This is a genomic window from Clostridium sp. CTA-6 (assembly GCF_054768115.1).
This window is the reverse complement of record NZ_BAAAAU010000012.1, coordinates 45204-62671: the sequence shown is the minus strand read 5'-3', so window position 1 is coordinate 62671 and position 17468 is coordinate 45204. Positions and strand designations below refer to the sequence as shown.

The 17468-nt window shown below is 23.7% G+C and carries 27 protein-coding genes; all 27 read left to right on the top strand.

Features of this window, described 5'->3' with window-relative positions; all coding sequences use genetic code 11:
- The first annotated feature begins 72 nt into the window (after positions 1-72).
- The 27 genes from ACYUDJ_RS17820 (at position 73) to ACYUDJ_RS17690 (ending at position 17309) form a co-directional block, all read left to right on the top strand.
- Complete coding sequence (locus tag ACYUDJ_RS17820) at positions 73-357, top strand: hypothetical protein (protein ID WP_460289773.1); 285 nt, start codon at positions 73-75, stop codon at positions 355-357.
- Between the two features lie 93 nt (positions 358-450).
- On the top strand, positions 451-645 hold the full coding sequence (locus tag ACYUDJ_RS17815) for a hypothetical protein (protein WP_030032027.1): 195 nt from the start codon (positions 451-453) through the stop codon (positions 643-645).
- A gap of 9 nt (positions 646-654) precedes the next feature.
- Complete coding sequence (locus ACYUDJ_RS17810; RefSeq protein WP_460289772.1) at positions 655-924, top strand: hypothetical protein; 270 nt, start codon at positions 655-657, stop codon at positions 922-924.
- Between the two features lie 2705 nt (positions 925-3629).
- Entirely contained in the window at positions 3630-3881 is a 252-nt protein-coding gene (locus ACYUDJ_RS17805) for a hypothetical protein (RefSeq protein ID WP_460289771.1), read from the top strand.
- A gap of 36 nt (positions 3882-3917) precedes the next feature.
- Positions 3918-4175 (top strand): hypothetical protein, encoded by a 258-nt coding sequence (locus tag ACYUDJ_RS17800; protein ID WP_460289770.1) that lies wholly within the window; start codon positions 3918-3920, stop codon positions 4173-4175.
- A gap of 17 nt (positions 4176-4192) precedes the next feature.
- Positions 4193-4510, top strand: coding sequence for a hypothetical protein (locus ACYUDJ_RS17795; protein ID WP_460289769.1), 318 nt, complete (start codon positions 4193-4195; stop codon positions 4508-4510).
- Positions 4503-4676, top strand: a complete 174-nt coding sequence (locus ACYUDJ_RS17790; RefSeq protein WP_460289768.1) for a hypothetical protein — start codon at positions 4503-4505, stop codon at positions 4674-4676. Before ACYUDJ_RS17795 ends, ACYUDJ_RS17790 begins: the two co-directional genes overlap by 8 nt.
- Before the next feature lie 121 nt (positions 4677-4797).
- Positions 4798-5892 (top strand): hypothetical protein, encoded by a 1095-nt coding sequence (locus ACYUDJ_RS17785; RefSeq protein ID WP_460289767.1) that lies wholly within the window; start codon positions 4798-4800, stop codon positions 5890-5892.
- A gap of 286 nt (positions 5893-6178) precedes the next feature.
- Positions 6179-6379, top strand: coding sequence for a hypothetical protein (locus tag ACYUDJ_RS17780; protein ID WP_460289766.1), 201 nt, complete (start codon positions 6179-6181; stop codon positions 6377-6379).
- A gap of 58 nt (positions 6380-6437) precedes the next feature.
- Positions 6438-6635, top strand: a complete 198-nt coding sequence (locus ACYUDJ_RS17775) for a hypothetical protein (RefSeq protein WP_460289765.1) — start codon at positions 6438-6440, stop codon at positions 6633-6635.
- A 111-nt stretch (positions 6636-6746) separates the two neighbouring features.
- Positions 6747-7085 (top strand): hypothetical protein, encoded by a 339-nt coding sequence (locus tag ACYUDJ_RS17770; protein ID WP_460289764.1) that lies wholly within the window; start codon positions 6747-6749, stop codon positions 7083-7085.
- Between the two features lie 59 nt (positions 7086-7144).
- Positions 7145-7411, top strand: a complete 267-nt coding sequence (locus tag ACYUDJ_RS17765; RefSeq protein WP_460289763.1) for a hypothetical protein — start codon at positions 7145-7147, stop codon at positions 7409-7411.
- 439 nt (positions 7412-7850) lie between these two features.
- Positions 7851-8177, top strand: a complete 327-nt coding sequence (locus tag ACYUDJ_RS17760; protein WP_460289762.1) for a hypothetical protein — start codon at positions 7851-7853, stop codon at positions 8175-8177.
- 270 nt (positions 8178-8447) lie between these two features.
- Positions 8448-8639 (top strand): hypothetical protein, encoded by a 192-nt coding sequence (locus tag ACYUDJ_RS17755; RefSeq protein ID WP_460289761.1) that lies wholly within the window; start codon positions 8448-8450, stop codon positions 8637-8639.
- A 333-nt stretch (positions 8640-8972) separates the two neighbouring features.
- Complete coding sequence (locus ACYUDJ_RS17750) at positions 8973-9644, top strand: hypothetical protein (RefSeq protein WP_460289760.1); 672 nt, start codon at positions 8973-8975, stop codon at positions 9642-9644.
- A gap of 161 nt (positions 9645-9805) precedes the next feature.
- The gene (locus ACYUDJ_RS17745; RefSeq protein ID WP_460289759.1) at positions 9806-11287 is read left to right on the top strand and encodes an LPD29 domain-containing protein; all 1482 of its coding nucleotides are present in this window, start codon (positions 9806-9808) and stop codon (positions 11285-11287) included.
- A 113-nt stretch (positions 11288-11400) separates the two neighbouring features.
- The gene (locus ACYUDJ_RS17740) at positions 11401-12612 is read left to right on the top strand and encodes a DUF3560 domain-containing protein (protein WP_460289758.1); all 1212 of its coding nucleotides are present in this window, start codon (positions 11401-11403) and stop codon (positions 12610-12612) included.
- A gap of 282 nt (positions 12613-12894) precedes the next feature.
- Positions 12895-13149, top strand: a complete 255-nt coding sequence (locus ACYUDJ_RS17735; protein WP_460289757.1) for a hypothetical protein — start codon at positions 12895-12897, stop codon at positions 13147-13149.
- 37 nt (positions 13150-13186) lie between these two features.
- Positions 13187-13486 (top strand): hypothetical protein, encoded by a 300-nt coding sequence (locus ACYUDJ_RS17730; RefSeq protein WP_460289756.1) that lies wholly within the window; start codon positions 13187-13189, stop codon positions 13484-13486.
- A 268-nt stretch (positions 13487-13754) separates the two neighbouring features.
- A complete protein-coding gene (locus ACYUDJ_RS17725; protein ID WP_460289755.1) occupies positions 13755-14303 on the top strand; it encodes a hypothetical protein in 549 nt (182 codons plus the stop codon).
- Positions 14304-14378: 75 nt separating this feature from the next.
- The gene (locus ACYUDJ_RS17720) at positions 14379-14624 is read left to right on the top strand and encodes a hypothetical protein (protein WP_460289754.1); all 246 of its coding nucleotides are present in this window, start codon (positions 14379-14381) and stop codon (positions 14622-14624) included.
- A gap of 318 nt (positions 14625-14942) precedes the next feature.
- Positions 14943-15161, top strand: coding sequence for a hypothetical protein (locus tag ACYUDJ_RS17715; protein WP_460289753.1), 219 nt, complete (start codon positions 14943-14945; stop codon positions 15159-15161).
- A gap of 29 nt (positions 15162-15190) precedes the next feature.
- The gene (locus ACYUDJ_RS17710; RefSeq protein WP_460289752.1) at positions 15191-15427 is read left to right on the top strand and encodes a hypothetical protein; all 237 of its coding nucleotides are present in this window, start codon (positions 15191-15193) and stop codon (positions 15425-15427) included.
- Positions 15428-15503: 76 nt separating this feature from the next.
- Positions 15504-15671: a hypothetical protein gene (locus tag ACYUDJ_RS17705; protein WP_460289751.1), complete on the top strand. Its 168-nt coding sequence runs from the start codon at positions 15504-15506 to the stop codon at positions 15669-15671.
- Positions 15672-15898: 227 nt separating this feature from the next.
- Entirely contained in the window at positions 15899-16246 is a 348-nt protein-coding gene (locus tag ACYUDJ_RS17700) for a hypothetical protein (protein WP_460289750.1), read from the top strand.
- Between the two features lie 180 nt (positions 16247-16426).
- Positions 16427-16750 carry a hypothetical protein gene (locus ACYUDJ_RS17695; protein WP_460289749.1) on the top strand — a complete coding sequence of 108 codons (324 nt, stop codon included), beginning with the start codon at positions 16427-16429 and terminating at the stop codon, positions 16748-16750.
- Between the two features lie 370 nt (positions 16751-17120).
- Positions 17121-17309 (top strand): hypothetical protein, encoded by a 189-nt coding sequence (locus ACYUDJ_RS17690; protein WP_460289748.1) that lies wholly within the window; start codon positions 17121-17123, stop codon positions 17307-17309.
- Positions 17310-17468: the final 159 nt, after the last annotated feature.

The following is a 17468-nucleotide window of genomic DNA, read 5'->3' as shown; positions in this document are numbered from 1 at the left end:
AGTCTAAGTAATCAAACAAAAGTTTATTTAAATCATACAAAAGATTCTAAATTATACAAAGGAGAGAAAGTGATGATTGATATCTTAATAAGTATTTTAGGATTACAAATTTTTTTTATAATTCTAAGAGGTACAAAAGCAGGAAGATTGGTCTATTTGTTAGGAAAAATAACTAAACAAATGCTAATTCTAAATTGTAACATACTTAGATTATTTTTAAAGAAAACAAAAGATATAAATGGAAAATTAAAAGATAAAATTTATGATACACAAAGTCAAAAAGAAAATATTAAACATAAGAAAGTAGTTAATGAAAGTAATATTGTAGATTTTAAATATTATAAAAAGAAAAAATAAGAGGGTATATGTATCCTCTTGTATTAAGATATTATATTAGTTTCATGATATTTTAATAGAAAAGGATACATATACTCATAAGGAGGAATTGTTATGGGTAATACAAAAATAATAATCACTATGGGTGGTATGGCAGTTGGAAGTTGTCTTATAGAGAAATTATGTACCGCATTAGGTAAACAAGATATTGCTCAAAGTATAAGTGTTGTAACTATATCATTGATGGGAGTTACAGTTGCTACTACTGCATTTAAACTTTTAGATACAGTAAGCAGTTGTATGAAATAGGGTGATATTATGAATAATTTTCAATTACTTTTAGAGATAGGAAAAGTTTATGTTGTAGGTACAGTTGTAGAAAAAACTATAAGAGCTTTTGGAAGTCAAAATAAAGCAGATTTAATTAAAGCATTTACAGTTGTTTGTTGTGGATGTTGTATAATACTTATTTTTTTGAATAGTTTTAACGTTGTAGATAACTTCTGGAAGAATGTTAAACATTATGGCAACCCTGTAAATTATATTAAAGCTTTATGGGTCTTTGCTAAGAGTTTGGTTGGAAAATAAACAATTAATAGAGTTGTATAATACTTCTATAAATGGTTATCATATAAATAACACACTTAACTTTTTTCATGTAAAACTCCTTTTAAATATTTTTGTATGGTTTATTTATGTAACACATATAACCAAAGATAAAAATTTTAGAAAATTAATCTTCTTTTACTAGTTTTCGATGAAAGCTAGTATTCTCAATATAATTGAGTAATTTGAGGGTAATTTTTAGAAGAATTTAACAGAAAAATATTAAAAATCGAACAAATGTATTAATATTAATGTAAATTACATTTTTATGGCAAAAATTCGCCTTATCGAAAAAGGGTTTTGAAGTGCCATAAATGTTGATATTAAAGGATTTGTTCGATTTCATTTTTTGTGTTTTATTATTTTGTATAAACGTGGACAAGCATTGATATTAAAGGATTTTATCGAGATTTAATAGAGTAGGGTGAGATTAAAAATTTTAACTGTGTGGTGTGAGTGGATGAGTTGCGCACCGATAATGATTATCAACTAGTAATAAAAATGTAAAAGTACCCCCCACCTATGGTTTACATAATAACTTAGCTTAATATACATTAAGCCAAACTTTTAACCCAGTTATTACCAAATAATATATAAATCAATAAATCTTAAAACTATGTATCTAAATTTATATAAACATATTAAAATTGACTTTATGAGAGCCACGAGAATTGATTTTAAATAGTTTTAAGTGTATTTATATCTTTAAAAATAAAATTGATTAGAAGTGGTTAGAATTGATTTTAAATATATAAAAATGACTTGCAAGTTAAACAGTAAAAGTTGCATACTATAAAAGTAGAGTAAGGAAATTATATGTAGTATTAAATACTATTTGATTTGTTTTTGAAAACTAGGTGTTATGATATTGATATTACATGGTATAGTGTAGGTGTATTTTTATATAGTTTTCTATGTCGGTTGTTGATATAACAATATTTTTTCATGAGAAGACTTCTAAAACAAAAAAATAAACTCAACACAATCCAATCTAATCAAACCATCACTTTTAAAACAATAATTTACCCACAAAACAACTAAAATAAAAATCCAATAATAAAAACTAATATCCCTATGCTCCACCCATGCATCCCACGCGTACCCACTCAAACTACAACCAAACATTATACTAAATGATCTTTATAACTTTATATTAATAACTATTATTAAATCATAGTAATACTATCTTAATACGTACACTTATATAGTACAACATACTAACCAATACATTAAACTACTAGCAACACTATATTAATTAAACATATATACTAACTAAAGATATGTATCACTTAATACATGCATCTAATAGACAATAGTTATTAATCATCAAATTATTTTATATAAGAGAACTTATTAAATACTATTATACATTACTAACTATATGATACCACTAACTATATGATACTAACAAAACTATATTGTTATATACACATAGTTACTACTATACATTACTTATCAATCAATACATAATACTATATACAATACTATATATCTATACACTAACTAATAACTATTATCAATTACTAACTTAAAACAATTTAATAAGAGGGTATCTCAGACACTTCACATCATGCATAAATAAAGTATAGGTATGATTATATTAATACACATAAGTACACTCAAATAAGCTGCAAACGAACTGTATAAGATATACATTATAAATGTTACTAAATACTGTGATATTAGTCAATACCAAACTTGCAAATGAATAATTATAATGTAATATACACTAATTATGTATAAAGATACACTGATATATCTATATACCTTCAAGGGGTATAAACTATAAAATATATTAGGAATAATTATATAAAATGGTAGAAAAAGCTTGAAAAACATAAAATAATTTGGTATAATAAAAGAGTAGTGAAGGAGGTGCAAAACGTGAATTTAGGGACAATAAAAGACCTCGTAGACTTCTTATGTTCTTTGTTAAATGTATGGATTCTAATTTCGCAGTTAAAAGACATACATAATAAGAAACATAAGAAAAAGTCCAAAAGGTCTAACAAAACTAAAAATCACAGGAAAGGGCGATAAGCCTTTTCCTAACCTAAATTCATTATATCATTATGGAATTAAAAATCAATAGAAAAGTTTTACTATCAACTTTAATTTTACTTTTAATTTATAGTATCTATAGTAAGAATATAATTATAGTAATCTTAACTTTAGTTAACTTAATATTGCTATTCATAAATAATAAATAGTTATAAATAGATAACTTAATATATATTTTTATAGTAGTTTTTAAACTACTATATTTTTTTATTAATTTAAAACAATTTAATAAAATATGTTGACAATGATATAGAATAGGTATATAATATAATTAAAGGTTGAGAGAGATACACAGAGGGTAAACGTTGAAGAACTTACGGCAGTGACCGTCCTGTAACCATGGCAGAAAAAACTGTTTTGATACACTGTATATCAACTTAACTAAGTTAAACAAATTAAGAAAAGATGTTCGTCATGTAAGAACCTGTAGGGTGTTGGCAACGTTGGTAACTATTAGGCTATATAAAGCTGACTCTAGGAGGATATGTGTTAGAAAATAGTTATCTCTTAAATCATTTCAAACTAATAAATCACATTTCATTTTGACAACTACTAGGTTAGACTTAAAGCAAACGATTAATTAATATAAAACAATTTAACAAAGCAAATAAATGGAGGGTTATATAATGTTAAAATGGATAAAAAGAATAATAATAACTTTTATTATAGTAATAGGTACATTAGCAAATCAGGGGAATATAGGAATTACTACAACCGTTGCTCAAGCTGAAGACAATAGTGTAGAAAATGGATGGTACTATCAATGTGCCAATGGAGGATTCATTGACATGAATGACACTTACTTAAATAAGAAGTTTATATACTTACAAGACAAAGAAACTAAAGTTATGTACAACTTGCTAGATTTAAATTATTAATAAAGATTTTTAAAGATAAGAAAGGGGAATAAAAAAATGAAATTAATAGAGTTAAAAGGATTTATAGATAAAGGTGATTTACAAATAATTAATCATAAAAGTGGTGAAACTCTACGAATAAATAATAAGAGAATAGATATTACATTAAATCAAAATGAAGTAATTACATTCTATAAGCAAAGCTTTAAATTCATGTACAACAATATAGAATTATTTAATACTTATGGTGAATGGATAGTAGACAATATTTACAAAGTAAATAACAATTTATGTGTAGATATATTTAATAATTAAAGAAGGTAGGTTTTATTATGAGAAGTAATATAAAATATATAATAAATAGATTAAGTTTTGATGTAACAACAGGAAAATATAATAGCACAATAGTAGGAAGGGATGCACAAATAGAAGTTATTGCAGATACTAAAGAAGAAACTGAGTATTTACACAACGACTTAATAGAAAGATTAAATAAAATAGGTTTTGAATCTGGAGAATGTTGGAGCATAGAAGAAACTGAAAAAGGTAAATATAGCATAGTTGACTATATAACTGTAGACAATAAAGAGGACTATGAAGAAGTAAAAGAAATATATATACAATGGAAAGAAGTAGCAAAACATGAATAAAAAAAGATATACAACAGTGCATACATATAATATATATTGTGGAAATATACCCATAAATTCAAAATATAAATGGGTCATATTCGATAGATTAGAGAGTAAAACAATACAATATTTCAAAACTAAAAAGGAGGCAGATACAGAAAGAAAGGAAAAATATAATATTTAATTCATAATATAAAACAATTTTGAAATTTGACTATATGGTGGAAGAATATATATATTTCTTTTTTTGGTAGCATATAGTCAAATTTTTTATATGAAAAATTTAGGAGGTATAAATTAATAATATGAATATTAAAAATTTAACTAAAGGAATGATAATTAAAAATTATAAAGAGTTATGTAAAACATTAGAAATAAAAATTAAGGGTGGCGATGCTAAAAAAGCACAATTAAAAGAATTATCTTATTATTGTAAATACACTAAAGAAGGTCATAAATTCATTATACAAGAAGTATATAAAAAACCTTTACCAATACAAGATAAACGATTAAACTCCAATACATACGTAGAAGAAATAGGGGATATAATCCTCGAATATCTTTATAAAAATGATACGAATAAATTATTATCATTATCAAATTTAATGGAAATATTGGGAATTGTTAATCCTTCTTATAATGTAGGATATAATAATAAAAAGGAATTAAGTGAAATACTAGAACTAAATATCTTTGACATAAGTTACTTTTACGATAACACAAGAAATGAATTTAAAAAGATAATTGAAAGAGCATTAAATAATTTGAAAAGTAGAAAAGTATTAGAATGGCATAGACAACTAACTTTTATAAAGAAAATTTATAATAGTGATTTAGAAAAATATTTTTATTCTTTTGAAGTTGCTATAGATAAACAAGTGGAAGAAATAATTAATATTGAAAAGGAAGTAATGCAAGAATTAAAATGTAAAAACAGTAAAGAAGTATTTTTAAAACGACTATCTAAAAAGCTATATAAGGAAGCTACAAAGAGAGTTTTAAATAAATATAATGATAAAAGCTATATAGGTTATTTTCGTGCATATAAGCTATACATAGGCGATAGAGCCATAAAAATAGAATATGATAATATAAAAGAGAAAAGACAAAAATTGAATAGTAAAATTAAAAATAAATCTAATAAACTATTAAAGAATTATAAATATAAAGATATGCTAATAGAAAAATTAATAGATTTATTAAAGCATGATATGAGCTTGGATAATGATGTATTGAAGTTGAAAGAAAATAATAACACTAAAAAATTTGTGGAAAAGTTAAATTTAGAATTAAAATTATCAAATATGAAGAAACAAAAATTAAATGAAATTGATAAAAAATACAGTGATGATATAGACATGGAAGAATATTTGTTCTACATAAATAATAATATAGAATAAATAATATATATGTTCTTTGAGTACCCAAAGAACCAAAGGTAAAAGAATACAACAAATGAATTTGATTGTATTCTTTATTTTGTTAATAACTTTTTAATCTTAATTAAATATAAAATAATTTAAAAATGTTGTTGACAATACATCAAAAATAGTGTAATATTATAAGTGTGGTAAGGAAATACAAACACATCAACAAAAGCTCAATTCAAAAATCTAGTTTGACAACTGCAAGGCTAAAGACATAAAGCAATTAATTTAAAATAATTTAATGAATGGGGTTGTAAAAATGAATACTAATATTTTTATATGTCAACTACATAAAAACATTCAAAATAAAATTAAAGAATTAGTTATTGAATATCTAAAAGAGAATGATTGTTTTACAGAGGAAAATTTAAATAATATTATGAACGATAGATTTGAGAATCTAAATGTTGAAGGCTTTGAAAAGCAGTTTCATGAAATTAAAAAAGAAATAGAAAAATAATAGTATAAATTGTACTTTTTATTAAAAGTTTGATAAAATTAATTTATGAGGTGAGAATATGAAATATTTAAAATGTAATATAACAGGGAAAATAGAAACCGATACAGAGTTAAAGAAAATATATAGTGATGACTCATATTGTGCCAATTGGAAAGAACAAGGATATAAAAATAGAAAAGAATATATTAATGCTTTAGTTAGAAGTGATATTGAATGTAATTATACTGAGTGCGACAAATATGGAAATGATTTATAAAAAGATGATACTATAAAGATTTAAAAAGTTTTGTATAAAAATTGGTATGAAACTTAGATTTTGTATCAAAACAATTTATTAAAAATAATTTTAAAAAGGTGAGGGTTAAAAATGAAAACTTATTTATTTACAACAGTAACAACTATAAAAGATGATAAATATTGGATTGATGAGGACTTTATAAAAAAGGCATACATCCAATCAGAAAATATAGAAAAAGCATTAATTAATTATGTTGAAAATCATTGTAAAGAATGTTATATAGATATTACTAAAAACGCATTAAAAAATAAGAAACCAATGTATAGAGATATAGATAATAAAAGTGTTCAAGTTGGTTATGTAATAACTGCGTCAACTGAGTTGGAAAATTCGGAACGTAAATGGGTAAAAAAATATATTGAATTATGGATTGAAATTGAAGAAATAAAGAATCCATTTAATAATTAGAATAAATAAAACTTTTAAATTATAATAAAAAACAATTTATAAAAGGGAGTTGTATTAAGATGAATAAAAATTTATTTGAAAAAATAGCCGATTATATTGTTAAAACAGTACAAGAAGAAAGCACACTAGAGGGGTTTCAATATACTATCAGTGAAGCCAATATACAAGAAAATTTCGGATTAGAAATAAAAAATTATATAGATGATAAAATAATGGAGGAAATGGTAAAAAGAAAAGAAGTGGCAGAAATATTCATGGACACAGATGGATTTGATGTTACACTATATACAGATTCTGCACCAAATTATAATAATATAGAAGAATAATAAATAAGCTTCTGAGAAGCTCCAGAATAAATTTAAATTAATTATTAGTGTATTTGTATTTATAAGCTGTAAATAGCTTCAGAAACTTTTAAAATTACTTTGGAAACATATTAAGATAAAAGAATAATTTTATTAATAAATAATCATTATCATTTATATCATAATTATAAATAATTTAATAAAAGCAAAACGTAATACGTAGTAATATTTAGATATAAGCAGATAAACAAATATAAAATAATCTAATGATATATAGTTAGCTTAAGCCTCTGAGGCTATCTTTTACAAATTGTTTTATATTTGTTATACTATAGATACAGTAAAGGAAAGAACATATCAAGTCAAAACATTTCTTACATACTAAGAATTCTAGTGCCTACTTACTAGAAAAACAAAGGATATATGGATATAATATAAATAAAAGGGAGTTGTTTAAATAATGTTGAATATTAAACTTACTAATCAAATCAAAAAAGATATAGCTAGAGATATAAAAGAAGAAATAAAAGGAAAAGATTTCGCAGAAATAGGGATATTCTATAATCCAGATACAAAATGGTTCTTTATAGATAATACACGACATATAGATAAACACAAATCAGAGGGAAAAACATTATATAAGATTATAGAATATTATAAATCAGATAATACAAAAATGACATTACAAGAAATAGAAAAAATGGTTTTTGGAAATTCTAATACTATAGAAATTAACTATAGTGACCCAGAAAAGAACTCTAAACATATAATGAATATGATAAGATAGATTGGTTTAATAATGGTGAATGGAGTACAATCACTGTCAAAGAGGCTAAAAACATATTTAATGAGTCGTTAAATTGGGGAAGTATAAAGTATATAAAAGAAATAGGACACGATAGAATAGAGGTTAATTATGTGAATGGGAAAGTTGTATATTATCAAAATGTACATGGTATATATGGGTTTTCTACAGTAATAGGAAATTAAAAGGATTCGTTTTAAAAAGTTCTTTTAGTAAAATACAACTTTTATTAAAAATTTAGGGGGAATATAAATGAATTGTAACAATATTTTACAAAAAGCTAAGAAATATGATGGCGATAAAAAAGTATGTATTGATGTAGATAAAATAAATATAACCGAATTAAAGTTTTTGGAGCAAAATGGTTATAATCTTAAATTATTTAATCAATCCTACCTAAAAAAACCTTATTATCAAATATCAAAAAAGGCTAGTAAAGTTTAAGCACTAGCCTTTTTTATTTGCTTTAAGTTAAAATTATAATTTAAAATATCAACATAAAAAATAAATTTTATCACATAGTGACTTCACTAGAAGCCTTCTAACGTTATTTAAATTAATTCAATATGTAATTATATCTATAAAATTTATCTCACTTAAAATGGCTTATAATAAATTTTAGATTAAAGCAAATATTTTTAATTCTAATATAAAACAATTTGATAAAACCTATTGACATCACATCAAATATAGTGTAATATAATAATTGTCAAGAGGAAATAAAACATACATACTAATTAAAAACAATCTAATAAAATCAAAGGGAGTTGTTGAAAAATGATAAAAGAAACTATAAAAAATATTACTATAACAATAGATGGGACTTGGTACGAAATTACAAATAGTTTAACAAAAAATATTGAGGATTGCGGAAGTTGTGAATTTGAGACAGAAAAAGAAGCAAAAATATTATTAAATACCTTTATAAAAAATCATACTGTAAAAGATGCTGAATATAACAAAATTGTTAAGCGTGTTACATATAATTCTATAACAGATGATTTTGAACAACTTCAAGCAGTAAAATTATACAATTTAGATACATTTATAATCCAACGTTACAACAGTGATTTAATGTTTATAACAGAGTTAGAAACAGGTTATAAATACGAGTGGGAAGTATTAGAACATTGGAAGAATAAAAACATTATAAAAGGTTTAAGATGCGAGATACTAACAAATAAATCAATAGGAGACTGCACAAATAACGGGATAAGTTCTAAACATGATAATTTACTAATAATAGGTGAGAAAATACCGAAAGTATTTGAAGCTGAAGACATAACACAATGTGTGAAATTAGATTTTTATAAGAATTATGTAAGATGTAAACCTATTATTTTAAAAAATGAATGGTATATGAATGGTGGTAATTTCATGTATAGTAATGATTCAAGATTTAGAGAAATTAGCCAATATCCTATTCCTATACATGATAGAATAGAATAATTTAAAATAATTCGTTAAAATGTAGATTTTATTAAAAGGCTATAGACATATAACAGCCTGTAGCCTTTTAAATTTTAATATGAGTTATCAAAAAAATAGAACCATATAACAGAAAAATTTTGATAATTGATATAAAAATTTAAAGAGGAGTTGTTACATAAATGAATTTAAATATTAACATTGAAACTTTAAAAGGTTTATCAAATAAGGAAATAGCAAAGGCGTTAAAAAAGGAGTTAAAAGCACAAACAGGGGTAAAGTTTAGTGTTACAAGTTCTATATATTCGATTGATTGTAGTTGTAATGACGTAGATTTTGAAGCTAATAAAGATATTATAAAAGAAGTGGCTGGAATGTTTACGAAATGTACATCTGATACAATTTATATTAATAGTAGAATAGCTTATTATTCAGATACAAAAGAATACAAAGAAAACCAACAAAGGAAATATGAGCAACAGCAATTAGAATTAGAGAAAGAAAGACAAGAAAGAGAAAAATTATACAATGACAATGTAATAATTGAAGATTTTGACTATAACAATGTTAAAGTTGTAAATGTAGAAGAAAAAAATATTTTTGTTATAGCTTTAGAACCTAGCATAAATAAAAATAATTGGAAAGTTGACAATGATAAGTATATTGATGAAAGTAGTTATTTAAACAAATATAAAATAACAGATATTGTCTATATGAATGAATCAAACTATAATTACTTTTGTTTTAACTTATTAGAAGATTATAACTTCTTTAAAAATAAAGGCGGTACATGGACAGATGATGAAACAGAAATAGTTTTATATCATGGTGGGGTATGTGTATACTGTGAAGGTAAAGAACCTATTATAATAGACCCTCAAGGTTTTTCATATGCTAGATATACAAATAGATTAATTGAAGATATTAACAGAGATTTACAAAGAGAAATTGATAAGGAATTAAATATAAATAATGCTTCTTATTTAGAGATTTTAAGAAATATAAATATAACAGATTTATATATTTATGCTAGTGGGACATGGTCATATTTAGATAAAAAAATCGTAAATGATAGTAGGTTTATTTATGATGATTATACATCAAATGTCGTTATAACAGGTTTAACATATAAAGAATTATTAAAAGAAGGTAACGGAACAAAATTACACCTTGAAAAGTTACATCATAATAGTAAATTATTAATGGAAAATATAATTAAATGTGAAACTGGAGCGGTACAAATATTATTTGTAAAAAGTAAACTAGAAACAGTGTTCAAGGGTATAAAATTTAGTGAAAGGCTTGTAAAAGAATTAGAAAGGGCTTCAAGTCATAAACCTACACCAGAACCGCCAAACTCAACTAAAAAAGATAATAAAAATAATTTTAAAGAAAAACAAGATAATGGCAATATTATTAGTGTAGATTTTACAAAAACAAAAGAAACTGTTTTAAACAAGGATAAAGTAAGTTGGAAAGAAGAACAAGCAACTAAAAAACAATTATATGCATTATATTGTATAACTAAAATAAGGACTACTAATTTAAAAATATCAAAAGGTCAAGCGAGTAAACTTATTTCAAAAAATAAAAAAGGTAAGGATATAAAAGCGGATTTAAAGGAATTAATATCTATTCAAAATACTAAAGAAGTAATAATATAATCAATCTTAAAACAAACATATAAGGCTATAAATAAAGCTTGTAGCCTTGTATAACAGAATCAAGGTTGTAACAGATATATATAAATATTTTATTAAAGAGGAGTTGTTTTAAAATGTCAAAAAAATATATAAATAATTTAGAAACTGGAAAAATAGAATTACATTTTACAAAGGAAGAATATAAGGCACTTTCAGAAGATTTAAAAAAAGAATTAAAAAGAACTTATTTATTCTCAAGATATGCTCAAGCATGGGTTAGTAGGTCAAAAAATAACCATTATTCAGCTTTAAAAGTTGCGGAGAAATTAGGGTTTACAGAGGAAGAAGAACAAGGCGAACGCCTTTCATATGAGGAAGAATTAAATAGAAAGGCAGAAAAAGCAGAAAGGAGAATAGGACGTTACGAAAATTATTCAGATAATGCAGTAAAGCGTGCTGAAAGTTTACAAAATGATTTTAATAGCCATAGAGGAGATATCGCTTTTATAACTCAGCCAAATATCAACTCAGCAAGTGGAAGAAGCTTTACAAATTATAGAAATAAAATAATGAATAGATATAATAAAGGCTTTGAAGAATATAGAAAGTCAGATTATTTCAAAGAAAAAGCCCAAGCATCACAAAGAACAGCCAATAAAACACAATTAAAAGACAAAGTATATTTATGTAATAGAACCAAAGAATGTGATAGTTTAATAAAAAAATATGAATCTTATATAGTAACAGTAGAGGAAAAACAAGCGAATGGGGATATTGAAGCAGAAAAAAGAATAAAAAAATATTTAAGAGAATTAGAATATCAAATAGACAAGAAGGCTTTTATGCAAAATTGCCTTGACGAATTGGGTGGAATTTTTAGCAAAGAAAACATAAAAGCAGGTTATTTAATTTTAATACGTCATGGATGGGCAAAAGTTGAAAAAGTAAATACTAAAACAGTATATTGTAAATATTTAGAAGCACCCTTAAATGATTGGGTAAGCAAAGTTGATTATTCAGAAATACAGCAAATTAAAGTTCCAGAAGGATTTAAAGAAGAAAAAGAAGAAATAAAAAATCCTTACAAAGTTAATGATATATTAGTAACTTATAATATTAGTGGCAACAGAGTTATAACAGCGTATCAAGTTATAAAAGTAACACCAAAAGGTATTCAGATTCAAAAAATTAATATAGAGAATAACAAACCTATTAAAGATAGTTTTACATTGGATAAACCATGCAGAAAGAAAGTAGTTAAATCCAACTATAATAATTTTATAGGGTGTTACGATGGCGACTGGCAATTACATCCATATAATAACAACGAATCAGTAGCAATATAACAAGTTAATAAGGCTATAACAAACAAAACAATATAAACGTTATAGCCTAACTTTAAATTTTGATATAAGTTATTAAAATTTAAATCCTATATAACAGAAATTTTCCTATAACTTCTATAATAAAAAATAATTTAATAAAAGGTAGGTTTTATACCTAAAACATTATCAATTTAAATTTAAAATACGGACATATATAACAGAACTTTTTGTGTAGTTCCCATAATAATAATTTCATATTGTAGTTATTGCAGCACATTAGATTTAAAGGGGGGGAATAATAAAATGGAATTAGATAAATGGATTGGCTCATATAAAGTAAGGTCTATCCCTTGGATAGACGGAAAGCGAATATATTTCAATGTGCAGTATTATGTACCAGGGCAATCTATTTCACAACCGCCTATATGGGATAAGACAGTTTACATTACTGATAATATTGCAGGTAGACAGCTTGTATATGACTTTACCGATTCGTTAGTTAACCACATTGCGGGTATGAAGTCAACAAAGAATGTCGAAATTACCTTGACCGCATAACCAAGTAGGTTTTAAAACAATTTTAGGAGGTTTTAAAATGAATAAAAATTTTGACTTAGTTACTATGAATGATATAGAAAACTTTGTAAGAAAAAATAAAAAAATTTTAAATGAAACTGATTGGGAAAATATAAGCAAAAATAAAAATCTAACAGAAAATTTTATTATAGAATTTGAAAAAAATATTGATTGGTTTTATATACATTGTTATCAAAACTTATCTGAAGATTTTCTTTTGAAATTTAAAAATAAAATATATTGGAATAATGTACCTTACAGTAAAAATTTATCATTGTCAAAAGATTTTACTTTAAAATTTAACACTAAGCAACCATAAATTATTAAATTTTAAATTTAGGCTATAGAGCATATAACAGAAAAATTAATACAATTGGAGGTGTATTATGTGGAACTTATTTTATCTTATGGCATTATTCCTTGTATGCTATATAGTAATTAAGATGAAATAAATGTCAAATTTTATTTAAAATAAAGCTTGCCAAATATAAAATAATTTGTTAATATATAAATATAGGATGAGCAAAACGTATTGAGTTTGTTGAAATTAAAATGATATATTATAATAAAATAGGGAGATGATATTCTTGAAAATGAAATTGGAAAAGGAATTGAATAAAATAAACGAGATGGAAAACACATTAATAAATTTAAAAGAAGAATTTAAATCAAATATCAAGGGATCTGGATTTTATCTAAAAAATAATAAAATCGAAAAAGATGAGACAGTATACTGTATAGAATATAATATTGTAAAAAATAGTACTTACAATGGGGAACTAGAAGAAACAAACAAAACAAGAATTCAAGGCATAGAAGAGCTAAACCAAAAAGATATAAATATGCTAATTGATCTTAAAAACGCAATGAATGAAAATAGATATGTTAGCGAAATCGCAGAAATTGCAAATGAGTATTATGAAAATGTATTAAAGAAGTATACTTGCACCAATATCGAAATAAATGATATTGAATGGGACGAAGATGAAGATATTAGTGAAATAAGACTTTATACAGATACTTGTGAAGGACAATACTGTATCTCAGAGTTTTCGTGTGTATTAAAAAATCATAAAAAATCCGAAATATATACAGATGAAAACTCTTATGTCGACTCTTATGACGATATGTTTTAATAAGTTATAAAATTTATCTTTTAAACTTTACTTTCAGAAATGTAAAATTAAGATTTTAAAGGAGACAATAGCAATATGAGTAAAGATAGGATAAAAGCCTTAAAAGAATTTATGTTACTAAACAGACATAACTTAAATAAACCTGTTATGAAAGATTTGTATTATAATATATTTGATTATAAATACAGATATGCATTAGCACATCCATTAGATATCTATGTAGATATTAAGTGGTTTATAGATGAAGGTATAAAAGAAATTAATGGTGGTAATAACGAAGCATGGTATTTTGAAGATTTCAAAGAAGCAGGATTAATATAATAAAAAGGGAAGCTGAATAATATTCAGCTTTATTTTTTTATATTGTCTTACTTTCCTAGAAGAGTTTTAAAGGCATTTAAAATATATTATTGTAAATAGATACTTATAAAATTAAAATTGTTTAAAACAGCTTAGAATAAGCTTTTCCAGATAAGATAAAAGGTTTTTTAAATTAAAAATAATTTGATAATTTGTATTGACATTACATCTAGTATGGTGTAATATAATAAGTGTCAGGAGGAAATAGAAACTTACATAGAAATAAACTAAAAATAATTTGATAAAATATAAAAATTAATAAAAGGGAGTTGTTTAAAAATGAGAAAATCAGATTTAGAGAAATTATTAAAAGGTGGATTAGTAGAAATAAAAGAAAATGATAAAATTATAGGAGGTTTACAAATTGATCTAGAATGTAATATGTTCTTAGCTTTAAAATACATAGGAAAAGATTTAAAAGGCATAGATGATTACATATCACTTAATTTATGGAATACATTAGAAGAAGCTATAAAAGAAGTTAAAGACTTAGCATAGAAACTAAACAAAGGGGAATTGTTATTAAAATGGTAAAAATAGATTCTTTTAAATTTAAACAACATCAAAAAAATATTTATAATTATTTAAAAAATAACTGTGGAAGAGAAAGTAAACAGATATGTATAAAAATAAAAGATTTAGATAGATTAATACCTTCATCAAGTAATTATACCAGATGGGCGGTTCAAAATTTGCTAGAATTAAATAAGATAGAATTAATATCAAATTCAGGAATTTTAGGAAAAGTTTATCAAATAAATTAAGTTAAAAAATGTATTTTATTAAATATATCCATAGTATGAAAAACATTGGGAGCTTAAATTTGAAGGAGGTAAAAGTATGTTTACAAAGACAAAGCTTTTTAAAAATTCAGAAGGAGAAATAGCAGTAGTGTTTATCCACGATGTAAAATACATCATTAGTATAGATAATAATATTACAATAGTTACAGATAATCAGTATTATACAATGTTAGACAAGTTAGGATTTATAGAAGAAGTAAAATAATAAAATTAAGTCGTATTACAAAAATAAAATGCTATAAATGATAAGTTTTATATAAAATAATTTATTAAAATATCTTATATAACAGGAAATGTTCTGTAGATTCTATAAAATTTATATAAATATTAAAAAGCTTCAAGTAGTAAAATATTTGGCTCGGTAGTTTATAATCTTTACTGCTAGAAAATAAAAAAGATGTTATAATTAAATATAAGAGGAGTTGGAGAAATATGTATAAAAATGAATATTTAGAAGAATGTTTAAAAAACGAAAAAGGAAGTTATTATCTATTAGCAGGATATAGATATACTAAAGATTATAATTTTAACAAATTAGTAATTGATGATTTGGGATTCATTTATAATAAACCTGAAAAATTAAAAGAATTGAAAGAAGAGCTTGTAAAAGCTAATATCAAAAGCTTTGTATTAACTGCGTCTAGTTCAGCATTAATGAATTATTTACACGGATTAGATTCTGTTAATATAAAACTTAAAGAAGTTGAAAAAGTTTCATATATAGATAAATGGGAGAAGGAGGAATGTTTCAAAGAAGGGTTAGAAATGATAGTTAAATAAATATTAACAATATAACCCTAATATGATATATTATAGGCACATTGAACAGTAACCACTTAGTGGTATTTAAATATTCTTGTATTTATTATATAAGATTTGAACCATAACATACGATGTATTTAAATTTAATTATAAAATCTAATATATATTAATAAAGATTAAAAATTCAGAGGTGTTTATGTGTCTAAATTAAAATCTAAAGAAATAGATTATATACTAGATACTTATAAAAAATTAAAAAGTATCGAAAAAACTGCTAAAGAAACTGGATTTAGTAAAATTACAGTAAATAAATATGTAAGAGATATTTCCAGTACAGATAAAAGGTCAAGATATTGTAAAAATAAAATATCACAAATAGATGTAAATACGAACGAAATTATAAAAGAATGGAATAAACCATCTATAGCAGCTAAGGAACTAAATATCAATCCTGCTGAAATTTGTAGAGTTTTAAAAGGAGAGCTGAAACAGGCTGGTGGCTATAGTTGGAAATATAGATAACAATAACACATGGTGTATTTAAATTTAATTAAATTAATTACATATAAATAGGCAATTCTGAAATTATAATAGGAATTGCCTATTTATTTTTATTTTCTACTAAAACAACTTCATTAGGGAACTTTGTAATAATTTTAAGCTAATTTAAGGTATAATTATATTCATAGAACTAAAATAGCTTAAATAGGCTTAGATTGAATTTTAGTATTATGTTTTTATTTGTAATAAATATAATATAAAACAATTTAATATTGTTAGAAATTCTATTGACTTATTATATAACAGTAGTATAATAATAATTGTAAAGGGTATGCAGGATATACTTAAATAAAATGTTAAAATATAGATATAACATTTAGGAGGAGTAGGAATGGAATTTGTAGGTATTATAAAATTAAAGAATGGTCATAACATACCAGTTAAAGTACATGCAGAAAATGAAATTGAAGCTAAACAAGCTATTGAAAAAAATAGTGACCAAATAACTAATCAACCAATAGACGAAATTATTTGTGCAGATTTAAGATTTGGATTTAACATTATAGATAAAGTCAATTAAGAAAGCTTATAAAAATCTAATCTTATAATACATCATACTACAAAAGAAAAGGGATAAGATAATATAAATTGCATATTTTATTTAAAATAATTTGATAAATATATTGAATTTAATTGTAAAATATTATATAATTAAGATAATAAATCAAGGAAATAATTA